The 14,344-nt window shown below is 65.9% G+C and carries 11 protein-coding genes; 7 read left to right on the top strand and 4 right to left on the bottom strand.

Annotation, left to right across the window (positions count from 1 at the left end; genetic code table 11):
• Together CH256_RS24860 and CH256_RS24855 are read left to right on the top strand one after the other, a co-directional pair.
• A complete protein-coding gene (locus tag CH256_RS24860) occupies positions 1-1,044 on the top strand; it encodes a branched-chain amino acid ABC transporter permease (RefSeq protein WP_068049160.1) in 1,044 nt (347 codons plus the stop codon).
• Complete coding sequence (locus CH256_RS24855; protein WP_094639204.1) at positions 1,041-2,360, top strand: ABC transporter substrate-binding protein; 1,320 nt, start codon at positions 1,041-1,043, stop codon at positions 2,358-2,360. The genes CH256_RS24860 and CH256_RS24855 overlap by 4 nt, the downstream gene beginning before the upstream one ends.
• Positions 2,361-2,490: 130 nt before the next feature.
• Here CH256_RS24855 and CH256_RS24850 read toward each other — a convergent pair whose 3' ends face one another.
• On the bottom strand, positions 2,491-3,834 hold the full coding sequence (locus CH256_RS24850) for an acetyl-CoA C-acetyltransferase (protein ID WP_094671040.1): 1,344 nt from the start codon (positions 3,832-3,834) through the stop codon (positions 2,491-2,493).
• A gap of 83 nt (positions 3,835-3,917) precedes the next feature.
• On the opposite strand from CH256_RS24850, the gene CH256_RS24845 reads away from it, so the two are divergent.
• Together CH256_RS24845 and CH256_RS24840 are read left to right on the top strand one after the other, a co-directional pair.
• A complete protein-coding gene (locus CH256_RS24845; RefSeq protein WP_068049203.1) occupies positions 3,918-5,264 on the top strand; it encodes a 3-oxoacyl-ACP reductase in 1,347 nt (448 codons plus the stop codon).
• Positions 5,261-6,118: a MaoC/PaaZ C-terminal domain-containing protein gene (locus CH256_RS24840; RefSeq protein WP_068049153.1), complete on the top strand. Its 858-nt coding sequence runs from the start codon at positions 5,261-5,263 to the stop codon at positions 6,116-6,118. The genes CH256_RS24845 and CH256_RS24840 overlap by 4 nt, the downstream gene beginning before the upstream one ends.
• A 71-nt stretch (positions 6,119-6,189) precedes the next feature.
• Here the strand turns inward: CH256_RS24840 and CH256_RS24835 are convergent, their stop codons facing one another.
• Together CH256_RS24835 and CH256_RS24830 are read right to left on the bottom strand one after the other, a co-directional pair.
• Entirely contained in the window at positions 6,190-6,792 is a 603-nt protein-coding gene (locus tag CH256_RS24835; RefSeq protein ID WP_032396646.1) for a TetR/AcrR family transcriptional regulator, read from the bottom strand.
• Positions 6,793-6,854: 62 nt separating this feature from the next.
• Complete coding sequence (locus CH256_RS24830; protein ID WP_094671038.1) at positions 6,855-8,030, bottom strand: glycoside hydrolase family 3 N-terminal domain-containing protein; 1,176 nt, start codon at positions 8,028-8,030, stop codon at positions 6,855-6,857.
• 155 nt (positions 8,031-8,185) lie between these two features.
• Between CH256_RS24830 and CH256_RS24825 the strand changes: the two genes are divergently transcribed.
• The 3 genes from CH256_RS24825 (at position 8,186) to CH256_RS24815 (ending at position 13,197) form a co-directional block, all read left to right on the top strand.
• A complete protein-coding gene (locus CH256_RS24825; protein WP_094639207.1) occupies positions 8,186-8,653 on the top strand; it encodes a universal stress protein in 468 nt (155 codons plus the stop codon).
• A gap of 103 nt (positions 8,654-8,756) precedes the next feature.
• Positions 8,757-8,927, top strand: coding sequence for a DUF2613 domain-containing protein (locus CH256_RS24820; RefSeq protein WP_082073827.1), 171 nt, complete (start codon positions 8,757-8,759; stop codon positions 8,925-8,927).
• A 22-nt stretch (positions 8,928-8,949) separates the two neighbouring features.
• Positions 8,950-13,197 (top strand): alpha-(1->3)-arabinofuranosyltransferase, encoded by a 4,248-nt coding sequence (locus tag CH256_RS24815; RefSeq protein WP_094671036.1) that lies wholly within the window; start codon positions 8,950-8,952, stop codon positions 13,195-13,197.
• On the opposite strand, the gene CH256_RS24810 is transcribed toward CH256_RS24815, so the two are convergent.
• On the bottom strand, positions 13,175-14,323 hold the full coding sequence (locus CH256_RS24810) for an acyltransferase family protein (RefSeq protein ID WP_256989536.1): 1,149 nt from the start codon (positions 14,321-14,323) through the stop codon (positions 13,175-13,177). The genes CH256_RS24815 and CH256_RS24810 overlap by 23 nt on opposite strands.
• Positions 14,324-14,344: the final 21 nt, after the last annotated feature.

The raw sequence follows: 14,344 nt of genomic DNA, 5'->3' as shown, positions 1-14,344 counted from the left end.
ATGAACGCGACTCTCACTCGCCTCACCGCAACACCGGTTCGACGCCACTTCCTGGGCGCTGTCATCGGACTCGTCGTCATCGTGCTCGCCCTCGAATCTCTGAGCACCTTCCGTCAGAGCCAACTCACGTCCGTCGCCTACCTGGCGATCGCTGCCGGCGGACTGACGGTGCTGACCGGGTTGAGCGGCCAGCTGTCCCTGGGGCACGGCGCGTTCATGGCGGTCGGTGCGTACACCGCAGCATTGATGTTGCGCGCCAACGATTCGGGATGGTCGGTACCCCTCGTCCTGCTTGCCGCCACCGTGATCTCGGCAGTGGTGGGCATCGTGGTCGGAGTGGCCGCCGCCCGACTGCACGGGCCGTACCTGGCCGGCGCGACGCTGGCGCTCGCCGTCGCCGTACCGGGCCTGGCCCTGTACTTCTCGGACTACCTCGGCGGCGAACAAGGCCTCGTCGTCCCGGCACCGAAAGTGCCGGAGCTGATCGACGACATGATGTTCTTCGTCACCGGAAACGAGCTCAGCGGAACGAAATTCGTCGCGTACGTCAGCTGGATACTGCTCGTGCTGGTGTTCTTCCTGTTGGCCAACATCTCGTCGAGCCGCATCGGACGTCGCTGGCGGGCCGTCCGAGACGACGAGGTCGCCGCCGAGTTGTCCGGTATCGACCTGGGCCGCGCACGCATCCTCGCATTCGTGGTCAGTGCGGCCTGTGCCGGCGCGGGCGGTGCAGTGCTGGCGATGTCGGCCCGAATCGCGGCACCGAGCGGCTTCACCCTCACCCTCTCGCTGACCCTGCTCTCCGCCGTCGTCATCGGTGGACTGGGAACCCTGTCCGGCGCATTGATCGGGGCCGTTCTGCTGACCTACATCCCGCCGGTGGTGACCAACCTCGGACTCGATCTGGGGCTGAGCAGTCTGCAATCGGCCGAACTCGCACCACTGGTGACCGGAATCTTCACCGTCCTCGTCATCCTGTTCGCCCCACTGGGTTTGGTGGGCACGTATCGCAAGTTACGTACAACCAGAAAAGGAATGAAATGAAAAAGTTCGGATCGGTGGCGTTCAGAACGACCGCGCTCGTCGCCGTCGTCTCGTTGGCCGCGGCGTGCGGTGCAGGTGGCCGAGACGAGGCGACGGAGTCCTCGGAAGGATCGACGGTCGGCATCACCGACACGTCGGTCAAGATCGGTGCCCACTTCCCGTTGACCGGGGTCGCGGCTCCCGGCTACAGCGAAATCCCCACGGGCGCACAGGCTTACTTCGATTACGTCAATGCCGCGGGCGGCATCAACGGCAGGCAGATCGAGTACGTGGTTCGAGACGATTCGTACGATCCGACCACCACCACCCAGGTCGTCAACGAACTCGTCCTGCAGGACGAGGTGTTCGCCGTCGTCGGCGGACTCGGCACCGCGACCCACAGCGCTGTCATCGACTTCCTCAACGAGGAGGGTGTGCCGGACCTGTTCGTCTCCTCCGGCGCGATCATGTGGGGCAACGATCCAGAGAAGTACCCCAACACGTTCGGCTGGCAGCCCGACTACCAGGTCGAGGGCAAGATCATCGGCGACTGGGTGACCAAGAACCGGCCCGACGCCAAGGTCGGACTGTTCCTCCAGGACGACGACCTCGGCCGAGACAGTGAGGAAGCGGTTCGCCAGTATCTCGACGACCAGATCGTCGAGGTCGTGCGCTACACCTCGGGCAACACCGATGTCGCACCTCAGATCGCGGCCCTGCAAGGTGCCGGAGCCGATCTGATCCTCGGCTTCAACGTGCCCTCGTACACCGCGCTGAGCCAGCTGACCGCCATGCGGCTCAACTACGACCCCGAGTGGTTCTACAGCTCGATCGGTTCCGACGTCGACCTCGTCGGCTCACTGCTCGGCCGCTTTTCGCAGGGTGCGGTCACCGACGGCGCACAGTCGCTCGAAGGAATGATCTCGCTGGAGTACATCCCGGGCGTCGACTCTCCGGAGAACCCGTGGACCCAACTGTGGCAGAAGGTGTGGGCGGAGAACGGAACCGGTGATCCACTGACGAACTACCGGATCTACGGTCTGAGCCAGGCCTACGCCTTCGTGCAGGCACTCGAGGCGGCAGGCGAGAATCCCACCCGTGAGGGCATCGTCGCAGCCATCCAGGACGGCGGAATGGACTTCGAGGGACCGCAACTGGCTCCGTTCCGGTACTCGGAAGACAGTCACCTCGGTATCTCCGGTGCCAGTGTCTTCCAGATCCGCGGCGGAGTGCCCGAGTACCTGACTCCGGTACTGCAGACGGACATCGGCGATTCGGCTGTGGAGGAATACACCGGCGAAGAATCGACCCCGCCGGAAAGCGGCATACCCGGCTGATCACACGAGAAAGGGGCACGCGTATGCGTGCCCCTTTTTCATGTCGTGGTCGGCAGATCCGAAAACCCCTCGATTACCGGATCCGCCGACCCTGTGTCCCCCGATTCGTGAGCAGCCGAGGCTGCAGTGATCAGCGCTCGATGATCGCGGTGACGCCCTGGCCACCGGCCGCGCAGATCGAGATCAGGCCACGGCCCGAGCCCTTCTCGGCCAACATCTTCGCCAGCGAGGCCACGATGCGTCCGCCGGTCGCGGCGAACGGGTGACCCGCGGCGAGCGAGGAGCCGTTGACGTTGAGCTTGCTGCGATCGATGGAACCGAGCGCGCTGTCGAGGCCGAGCCGCTCCTTGCAGTACTCGTCGCTCTCGAAAGCCTGCAGAGTTGCGAGCACCACCGAAGCGAACGCCTCGTGGATCTCGTAGTAGTCGAAATCCTGCAGCGTCAGGCCGTTGCGCGCGAGCAGACGAGGAATCGCGTAGGTCGGAGCCATCAGCAGGCCGTCCTTGAACGATTCGTTGCCATGGACGTAATCGACTGCGGCGGTTTCGGAATCGACCAGATGCGCGAGCACCGGCAGGTTGCGCTCGGCGGCCCATTCGTCACTCGACAGCAGGGCAGCCGACGCACCGTCGGTCAGCGGCGTGGAGTTTCCGGCCGTCATGGTGGCGTCGCCCAGCTTGGTTCCGAAGACCGGCTTGAGCGTCGCGAGCTTCTCCACGGTCGATCCCGGACGCAGGTTGTCGTCTCGGGTCAGGCCGAGGAACGGCGTCACCAGATCGTCGAAGAAGCCGCGGTCGTAGGCGGCAGCCATGTTCTTGTGGCTCGCTGCGGCCAGTTCGTCCTGGTCCTCGCGGCGGACGCCGAATTCCTTGGCGGTGATGGCGGCGTGGTCACCCATCGACAGGCCGGTACGTGGCTCACCGTTGCGCGGGATCTCGATGCCGAGCATGCCGGGACGGACGTTGCCGAGAAGCTTGATGCGGTCGGTGGTGCTCTTGGCCCGGTTCAGGGAGAGCAGGAACTCGCGCAGTTCGTCGTTGACGCCGATCGGAGCGTCGGAGGTGGTGTCGACACCGCCGCCGATACCGGCATCGATGCGACCCGACGCGATGGCGTCGCCGACGGCGATGATCGACTGAAGGCCGGTGCCGCAGGCCTGCTGGATGTCGAAGGCCGGGGTGTACGGGCTCAGCGCGCTACCGAGGACGACCTCGCGAGTGAGGTTGAAATCGCGTGAATGCTTGAGCACGGCACCGGCGGCGACGAGACCGAGGCGCTCGCCCTGCAGACCGAATCGCGAGACCAGCCCGTCGATGGTCGCGGTGAGCATGTCCTGGTTGGACGCCAGCGCGTACTTCTTGTCCGAGCGCGCGAAAGGAATGCGGTTGCCACCGACGATTGCGACCGGTCGTAGCTGCTTGCTTGTCACTGACGTCTCCAAACATCGTCGAAAAAGGCCCTGGTGGAGTTTCATCTTACTGGCGAGTAAGTTGGTTGTCGACACCCGGTCGTGCGCCTCGCTCCTCGAGCGAGCAGCGCTGAATGAAAGGTACGACAGTGGCAGCCTCCAAGGGAGCCCCAGATCTCTACTCAACGTTCCTCGCGTCCGCGCCGGGAGCCTTCATCGCCAAGCAGGCAGGCCTGCCGCAGCCCGAGAAGCTGCGCCGCTACAAGGCAGGCGAGCCGCCGCTGGCCGGACCGGTCCTGATCGGTGGCAGTGGCCGCCTCGTCGAGCCGCTGCGTGAGCTGCTGTCGGACTACCCGCAGTCGCAGCCGCACGACGACAAGCACGGTGGACTGGTGTTCGACGCCACCGGAATCGGCAATGTCGCCGAGCTCGAGCAGCTCTTCAAGTTCTTCCAGCCGGTCATCCGCAACCTGGCACCGTCCGCTCGCGTCGTCGTCATCGGCACGACGCCGGAGGAGACCTCGAGCGTCGACGAGCACATCGCTCAGCGCGCCCTCGAAGGCTTCACCCGCAGCGTCGGCAAAGAGGTCAAGCGCGGTGCCACGGCGCAGCTCGTCTACATCTCCCCCAAGGCGTCGACCGGCCTGTCCGGCCTCGAATCCACCCTCCGCTTCCTGCTCTCGGCCAAGTCCGCTTTCGTCGACGGCCAGGTCATCACCGTCGGAGACGCCGACTCGCAGGCACCGGCTTCGTGGGACAAGCCGCTCGCAGGCAAGGTAGCCGTCGTCACCGGAGCGGCCCGCGGCATCGGTGCCACCATCGCCGAGGTCCTCGCCCGCGACGGAGCGACCGTCATCGCAGCCGACATTCCCGCTGCCGGAGAAGCACTGTCGCAGACGGCCAACAAGGTCGGCGGCACTTCGCTCGCACTCGACGTCACCTCCCCCGACGCCGGAGAGGTCCTCTCGAAGCACCTGCTCGAGCGCCACGGCGGAGCCGACATCATCGTGCACAACGCAGGCATCACTCGCGACAAGACCCTCGCCAACATGGACGACGCCCGCTGGAACTCGGTCATCGGCGTCAATCTTGCTGCCCCGCAGCGCATCACCGACGAGCTGGTCGCATCCGGCGCACTCAAGGAGGGCGGCCGCGTCGTCGACGTCTCCTCCATCGCAGGCATCGCAGGCAACCGCGGCCAGACCAACTACGGCACCTCCAAGGCCGGAGTCATCGGCCTGGTGCACGCGTCCGCGCCGGTGCTGGCGAAGAAGAACATCACCATCAACGCTGTCGCCCCCGGCTTCATCGAGACCGCGATGACCGCTGCGATCCCGTTCGCCACCCGTGAGGCCGGACGCCGCATGAGCTCGCTGCTGCAGGGCGGCGAGACCGTGGACGTCGCAGAATTGGTCTCGTACTTCGCTTCTCCCGCATCGAACGCCGTCACCGGCCAGGTCGTGCGCGTGTGCGGCCAGAGCCTGCTCGGCGCATGAGCACCGTCACGCTCACCGCGCAGCCGAAGACCTCCGACATCTACACCTCGGCTGCGCTCGGCGCGCTGCCGTTCCTCGGATCCCGGTCGTCGTCGGTGCCGAACACGGTGTACGAACTCAAGGGCCTGCGGGTGGACCCCGACAACCTCGCCGGGTACTGCCGGGCGACGGGGCTGCGATTCGGCGATCAGCTCCCGGTGACCTACCCCTTCACCCTCGTCTTCCCGACGGTGATGAAACTGATGGTGTCCAAGGGCTTTCCGTTCGCGGCCATCGGTTCGGTACACGCCGAGAACGTCATCGAGCAGTTCCGTGGCATCTCCGCGTCCGAACCGCTGGACATCCGAGTGCACGCGGAGAATCTGCGCGAGCATCGCAAGGGTTTGTTGGTGGACCTGATCAGCGAGGTCAAAGTGGGACGGGAACTGGTCTGGAAGCAGACCTCGAGCTTCCTGAGCCTGCAGAAGACGTCGCTGTCCGGTGGACCCCGTGAGGCACCGCCCGCCGACGAGGTCCCGCCGCCCCCGACCCGCACCCTGCGCGTCGATCAGCGGATCATCAGCCGGTACGCGGCCATCTCCGGAGACCGCAACCCGATTCACGTATCCTCGCTCGGCGCAAAGGCATTCGGGTTCCCGAAGACCATCGCGCACGGAATGTGGAGCGCGGCAGCCGTCCTGCAGACCGTCGAGGGTCGAATTCCGGAGGCCGTGAACTACAGCATCCGCTTCGGCAAGCCGATCGTCCTGCCCGCGACGGTCAACGCCTACGCCGATGCCGTCGGCACCGGCTGGGACCTGTCGCTGAAGAACCCGAAGAAGGGCTACCCGCATCTGACGGGCACCCTGCGCTGAGTTAGCTCGAACTCGAAGTTATGGACGGATTTCCTAGGATTTTCGTCCATAACTTCGAGTTCGGCAGGAGCCTAGGTCGTGGCGGTCTTCTTTCCCGCCAGGCCGCGCCAGGCCAGGTTCTCCAACAGGTCCGCTGCGGCGTCGACCTCGATTTCGCCGCCCGCCACGCGGTCGGCCACGGCCTCGCCTGCCCCGACCAACGCGACGGCCATCAGCCCGAAATTCTGCGACTGCTCCGGATCCCTCGTGCTCATGGCGAGCAAACCGGCCGTCAGCTCGATCAGCCGATCCCGGCTGCTCTGCACCTGCGAGGCGAACGCCTGCTGGCCGATCGCCTGACGGTAGAGCACCATCCACGATTTCCGGTTCTCGCCGACGAATCCCAGGAAGCCGATCAGCGCTTTGCGCAGCTGCTCGCGCGGCGTCAGCGTCGGGTCTGCAGCAGGAGTCAGGGCCTCGACGAATTTGACGCCCTCGCGATGAATACACGCCGCGAACAACTCGTCCTTCGACCCGTAGTACAGATAGAGCATCGGCTTGGAGATGGCCGCCTTCTTGGCGATCGAATCCATCGACGTCTCGTGAAAACCGTTGTCGGAGAACACATCCACCGCCGCGTCGAGCATCTGCTGCTCGCGGACGGCGCGGGGCAATCTCTTGGTGCCGCCAGCCATGGACCCTCCAATACGTACGAAGTACTAGACGTTACTCCACAGTAAGGTCCAGTACCGCACAATCAGGCCCCGCACGCCCCCTTGAACCGGGCAACCGTCGCCGCAGCCTCGTCCACCTGCGCCGCGTCGAGGCGTCCCGTCGCCACCGCGTCTTCGAGATTGTCCAACACCGCGGGCACCTGATCGGTGGTGAGCCAGAGCGCCACATCTGCTCCCGCAACCAACGCCGCCTCGACCGCGTCGACGATCCCGAGCCTCGCCGTGATCGCCGCCATGCCGCTGAGGTCGTCGGTGAAGATCGGGCCGTCGAACGGTGCGGCACCGTATCCGACGCCATCGCGCAACAACGCCATCGCGGCCGGGCTGATACTCGCCGGCACACCCGGCTCGGTCAGTCCCGGCACATCGAGGTGCCCGACCATGACGCCGACGCCGGTGTTGTTCAACGCCGCGAACGGCAACAGATCCTTGGCCTTCAACTCGTCGAGCGACGGCGTCGTGACCGCGCCGGTGTGCGAGTCGCCCGATCCCGAACCGTGCCCGGGGAAATGCTTGATGACCGGCTTGACGCCCGAGTCTTCCAGACCTCGCGCGTACGCACCCGCGTACTCGATGACGACCTGCGGATCGTCGGAGAACGACCGATCGCCGATGACCGAATCATCGGGCTGAGCGCTCACGTCGACCACCGGAGCGAAGTCGACGGTGACACCGAGATCCTTCAACCCCTGGCCGCGCGTCAACGCCGCCTGATAGGCCTCGTCCACCGACATCGTCTGAGCCAACACTCGCGCCGACGGTGCCTCTCCCAACAGATCCGCGACTCGCGAGACCCGTCCACCCTCCTCGTCGATGGTGATCATCGGAGCCACCGCGGAGGCGTCGAGCACCTGCGGTACTTCCCGATTTCCGAGCATCGACTCGTCGGTCCAACTCCCGACGAACAGGCCACCGACCTGCTCGGTCGACATGATCTGCACCGCGTCCGCAGTTCCGGTGACTCCGACGGTGAGCAACTGCGCCAGTCGCTGACGCTCGGTGAGGCCGTCGACGAACGTGACGCACTCGTCGACGGGTGGGAGCGGTTGCGGGACCGTCGTCTCGGCCGCGGTCGTCGTCGAGGCAGGTGGTGCCGTCTGCGTCGACGCGACCTGCGTGGACTCACTCGAGCACGAGACCAACAAGCCGACACCGACCGTCATCACCGCAGCGGACCGAACCGAAAACCGAAGTCGCATGGAATACGACGGTAGCCGAGAGGAGGGGTGTTCCTTGCGCGCCCCGGGTCCGGATCAATGTGGCTTTGTTGCACTCCGACCGACTGAAACCCACATTGATCCCGAAGGGGATGGGGGTAATCTGGACGAACGCGACATGAGGAGGACCTCGAACCATGCCCGCAGACCTCATACTCATTGCCTACGACGGCTCCGACAATGCCAAACGCGCCATCGACTATGCCGGACGCTTTCTCACCACATCACGTGCGATCGTCGTCACCGCGTGGGAGCCGATGGTGCGTCAGGCCGCGCGAATGTCCGGCCTCTCCGGCGTCATGCAGCCCGAATGGGTGCCCGACGACGAGGCCGAGGACGTTGCGCTCACCGACGCGAAGGTGACCAACAGCGAAGGCGTCGCGCTGGCCGAGGCCGCGGGCCTGAAGGTGGAGGGCCAGTGCACCGAATGCACCACCGCCATCTGGAGCGCGATCGTGGAGAAGGCCGACGAGATGAACGTCGACATCATCGTCACCGGCACGAGAGGCACCACCGGTCTTCGTGCGCTGCTCCAGAGTTCGGTGGCCGAGCACGTTCTGCGACACAGCCATCGACCCGTCCTGATCGTTCCCCCCGGCAAGTAACGCGTCCACCGGCCTGTTCTGCAGGTACGGGTGATACCGTGATGCCCGCGCGAGGGTCCACCTTGCCCGCTTCCTTCCTGAGCCGACTGACTGGAGAACCGAGATGAAGTTTGCTGTCCCGGGTGTCATTGCCGCCGTCGTCGGAGCCGTACTGGGTGCGGGCGTCGTCTTCGGAGTCACCGCAGCCGCAGCCGACAACTCTCGTCCGGATATCGATCGCTCCGGAAACGCCGACTCGTCCTTGCTGAACCAGGTTGAGTACGGCAGCCGCTGACGCTGGTCGCTCTCGTGAATCGATGATCTCGGCCGAGCCGCTCGGCCGTACATGGCTTTTCGGCGTCTCGATTCTGGCGTTCCTCCTCACTTTTCTTCAGGTCCCCGGCTTCACCGTCGCCGACACCAAGTTCGACCTGGCTCAGAACCCTCTCGGATTTCTCGAACGCGCCTCCCATCAGTGGAACAGCGCAGCCCCACTCGGCCAGGTGCAGAACCAGGCCTACGGCTACTTCTTTCCGCACGGTGCGTTCTTCGCCGGCGGCGACCTGCTGTCGATCCCGCCCTGGATCACTCAGCGCATCTGGTGGGCGCTGCTGCTCATCGCCGGCTTCTGGGGAATCGTCCGGCTCGCCGAAGCCCTCGGTATCGGCAGCCGCAGTTCCCGTCTGATCGCGGCGACGGCCTTCGTTCTCTCTCCGCGAGTGATCACCACCCTCGCGTCGATCTCCTCGGAGACGATGCCGATGATGCTGGCACCGTGGGTGCTGATTCCGATGGTGCGGTATCTCGCTTCCGACTCCGGGAACTACACGGTGAGACGAGCGGCCGCGCAGTCGGCGGTTGCGGTCGCGCTGATGGGCGCAGTCAATGCCGTCGCCACCGCCGCCGCCGTTCTGGTGGCCGTCATCTGGTTGTTGTCGCATCGGCCGAACAAGCGTTGGGTCGTCTTCGGTGCGTGGTGGTCGGGCTTTCTCGTACTCGCGACGCTGTGGTGGATCGTTCCACTGCTGTTGCTGGGCAAGGTCTCTCCACCGTTTCTCGACTACATCGAATCGTCCGGCACCACCACGCAGTGGACGTCACTGACGGAGGTACTGCGCGGCACCGGCAGTTGGACGCCGTTCGTCTCTCCCGAGCGAGTGGCCGGTGCGGTTCTGGTGACTCAGCCGGCGGCCGTCATCGCGACGGGTCTGATCGCGGCTGCTGGAATCGCGGGCCTGGCGATGCGCTCGATGCCCGCGCGCGGGCGATTGACGATCATGTTGTTCGTCGGTCTGGTCGGCCTCGGTGCCGGGTTCGTCGGCGAGCTGGACGGTCCATTCGCGGGTGCCGTCCGGGTGTTCCTCGATTCGGCAGGCGCACCGCTACGCAACATCCACAAACTCGAGCCGGTCATTCGAATACCGTTGGTGCTGGGCCTGGCTCACCTGTTGGCCCGAGTTCCGCTGCCGGGTTCCGCGCCGCGGACGCAGTGGCGATCGGCCGTCGCGCATCCCGAGAAGCATCCGATGATGGCAGTAACCGCGCTGATCCTCGTGGCCTTGACGCTGTCCACCTCGTTGGCATGGACGGGCAAGCTCGCGCCCCGAGGAGCGTACGAGGCCGTTCCGCAGTACTGGCACGACGCCGCGGACTGGCTCACCGAGAATGCCTCGGGATCGAGCCCGGACGGTTCCGACGCGCAGCGAGCCTTGATTGTGCCCGGCGCACCGTTCGCCTTGCAGACCTGGGGATTGACCCGAGACGAACCACTGCAGGCGTTGGCCACCACGCCCTGGGCCGTCCGCGACGCGGTACCGCTCACCCCGCCCGGTGCCATCCGCGCGCTGGACTCCGTGCAACGACTGTTCGCCGACGGTCGGCCGTCGGCCGGGTTGGCCGATACCCTTCTGGGCCAGGGCATCAGCTACGTCGTCGTGCGCAACGACCTCGATCCCGAGGACTCCCGATCCACCCGTCCCGCGTCGGTGCACCAGGTGCTCGACGGTTCGCCGGGCCTCGAGAAGGTCGCCGAATTCGGTGAGGACGTGGCTCCGGGTCAGGTCGACGGCGTCGTACTCGACGGTGATCTTCGACCGCCGTATCCGGCTGTGGAGATCTACGCGGTAGGTGATTCGGCAGGCATTCCCGCGTCCGGTCCCTACACCGTCGATCTCGATCGTGTCCCGGTGGTCCAGGGTGGTCCGGAGTCCATCCTGCGCTCGAACGAACTGCGGAACAACGGGATTCGCAATCCTGTGCCGTCGGGCCCCACTCTGCTGGCCTCGGATGCAGCGGCGGCGGGGATCGCCGTGAACTCGGTGACGGTGACCGACACCCCGATGAATCGCGAGACGGACTTCGGTCAGGTCGACAATCACAGTTCTGCACTGCGGGCCGCCGACGAGCCGCGCCGTTCGCTCAACGAGGTCTCCGATTACCCGGTGTACGGGGCCGAGACCGTGGACGCCGAGTGGGAGGGCGCGACCCTGACGGCGTCGAGCTCGGCGTCGGACGCAACGCAGATCGGCGGCAGCGCCCCGGGTAGCGGTGTCGCCGCCGCGGTGGACGGAGATCTGGCTACCAGCTGGATCAGCAACGGTATCGAACGCGCTGTGGGGCAATGGCTTCAACTGGACTTCGATACTCCGGTGCGCGGCGGGCTGCTGCGCATGCGTACCAGCCCTGGGACGATCGGCGACCCGGTGAAGTGGGTGGAGATCACCACCCCGAACGGCTCGACCGCGGCGCGCGTCGACGAGCCGGGTGAGCCGATGACGGTGTCACTGCCGGGCGGAGAAACCCCGTGGCTGCGCATCACCGCGAAGTCGACGGTCGACGGAACCCGGGGCAGCCAGTTCGGCATCAGCGAGGTGTCGGTGGACGACTATACCGACCGGGACAACCCGACGCAGGTACCGATCGTGCACCGCGCGGTGCTGCCCGCGACTCCCGACGGGGCGAGCGTCGACGCCTGGGAACTGGGCCAGGAATTCCCCGGCCGTTCCGGGTGCCTCGACACCGAGGATCGAATCCGTTGCAGCAGTGGGCTGTCCAAGTCACCCGAGGAACTGGGCCGCTTCTCGCGCACGATCGACGTACCGATGGGCACCGCGGTCATTCCGGACCTGACGGTGCGCACGCGTCAGTCCCCCGAACTCGAAGCGCTGCTGGCGCAGCCCGGGCGGCCGTTGGCCAGCGGGGCGTCGGACGTCGCCGATCTGCACGGTTCGGCATTCGCCGCGACCGACGGTGATCCGCGCACGTCCTGGACCGCGCCGGAGAAGTCGATCACCGATCGAGCCGGCACCAACCCCACCTTGACCATCGAATTGCCTACTCCCACACTGGTGGACGGGCTCGAACTCACCCCCAGCCTCGGCGAACTTCCGGCACACCCCACCCGGGTCGCCGTCAACCTCGGCAACGGCCCGATGGTGCGCGACGTCGACACCGACGGCTCGACGACTCTCGAACTGGCACCGTTCGTGACCGACAGGATCGTGTTGTCGATCGTGGACTGGGACGGCGTCCTGGACCGAAACTCGTTGGGCTTCATCCAGTCTCAACCACCGGGTTTTGCCGAAGTGACACCACTGTCCGGTGGTGAACCGATCGGCGCACCGTACGACGGCGATCGCCGGATCACCGTCGACTGCTTCGACGGCCCCATCGTCTCCATCGCCGGGCAAACGGTGCGCACGTCGGTGACGGCCACCGCGGACCAGTTCCGTTCGGGCGAGCCGCTGAAGGCGTCGGTGTGCGACGCCGACACCCCGCTGAACGAGAATTTCGTCAACCCGGTATCACTGCCCGAGGGACGCCAGGACGTGGTGGTGCAGCCGGGAGCATCGTTCTTCGTCGACGGTATTCGGTTGCGCACCATGCCCATCCCAGCCGATTGGCCGACGAGTTCGGCACCGCAGGCCGCCCGGACCACCGCCTGGAGCGCCGATCACCGCGAGATGACGCTCACCTCCGCGACGGAGGACCGCTTGCTGGTCATCCCGGAGAGCAACAACAGTGGTTGGCGCGCAACAGCTCCCGGGGGCCTCAAGCTGTCCCCGGTAGTGGTCGACGGGTGGCAGCAGGCCTGGATCGTTCCGGCGGGGGCATCGGGCACGATCTCGTTGGATTTCACCACCGACCGCTGGTACCGGCTCGGCATCTTCGGTGGGCTTCTCCTGCTGATCCCGTTGCTGTTCGCAGCGCTGCGTCGGCCGAGAGGTGCGCCTGATGTCGGTCCGTCGCCGCGGCCGTGGCAGAGCGTTCCGGTCGCAGTCGTGGCGCTGCTGGGAGCAACGATCGTGTTGGCCGGCATCGCCGGTGTGGTCACCGTGGCCGTGATCGGCATCGGCGCGGTGTTCCTGGACCGCCGTTACGGTCGCACGGCGTCCTCACGTGTATTGGCCTGCACTGCAGGCGGACTCACGCTGCTGGCACCAGCGCTGCTCTCGCTCGGACCATGGCGATCTCCCGACGGCTACGTCGGCGGTTCCTACTGGGTGCAGCTGGCGTCCCTCATCGGAATCGTCGCGTTGGCGATCACGGCGATACGGAAGCCCTGACCGCCTTCTTGCGGGGGCCGAAGCGTCGTCGAGCAGGATCTTCCACCAGCGCGTAGCTCGCCGCTGCCACCGGAATGGACAGTGCGAGAGTCACCGGCAACACGAACCACATCCCGCCCGAGAACGGGATGATGCCGAACACCGGGAACACAACGGCAAGCACAGCCAGATGCCAGATGAACAGCCCGTACGACCAGCGGCCCAGCGTCAGCATCACCGGATGCTCGAGGAAGCGATGCCGGCTCCCGTCCTCGGCGAGAATCAGCGGGGCGAGCATCGCGAAGGCCAGTATCGCGCCGAGCAGGATCTTGATCTCGAACTGCCAGGCCGCCGGACGCACCAAGCCCTGCGGACCCGCCAGAGGAGTTGCCGATAGAGCGAACGCGGCAACCGCGATGGACGCCATGACACGTCGGCGACGAGCCAACCGATGCACCCAGGTCGTCGGCCCCACCGAGATCTCGGCGAGCAGCATCCCCGCCGCGAACCACGGGAAGTAGCCGGGGAGCCAGTTGTCATGGTGAATACCGTCGGGAGTCGACACCGGGACGAACGCCCACGACAGTGTCAGCACTGCAGCACCCAGAATGACCGGGACACGGCGGGCGGCGGCCGCACCACGCAGGCGCACCATCAGCCACGCGAACACCGGCAGCAGGACATAGAAGGCGATCTCGACCGACAGCGACCACATCTGCGTCAAACCCTGGGTCAGGGTCAGCGGCACGAACACCTGAGTGAACGACAGGTTCGCCAGCCACACGCGGTAGTCACCGCCTGCATCGGGAAGAAACAGCAGGATCAGCACCACGCCGACCCAGTAACCGGGCAGAATCCTCGCGAACCGCGAACGGAAATAGCGGCCGAGCGGCTGGGCACTCCGATGACCGCGGGCTGCCGCCGCGTGCGGGCGCCACAGCAGGAATCCCGACAGCGAGAAGAAGATCGCCACAGTCAGGTCGAATCTGCCCCACACATGACCCAAGATCGGCGAGGTCGCGCCACCGGTCTGAAAGGCCACGTGGGTGACAACGATGCCGATACACGCGACGGCACGCATTCCCTCGAGTGACGGTACGAACCCACGAAGCGGGACAACGCTTGCCGAACGGGTCTGTGTGCTCATGGTGGTCTCAAGTGTGCCGTG

This window comes from Rhodococcus sp. 05-2254-6, assembly GCF_002258565.1.
Lineage (GTDB): Bacteria > Actinomycetota > Actinomycetes > Mycobacteriales > Mycobacteriaceae > Rhodococcoides.
Note: the sequence above shows the minus strand (reverse complement) of the source record. Positions and strands in the feature narration are given on the sequence as shown.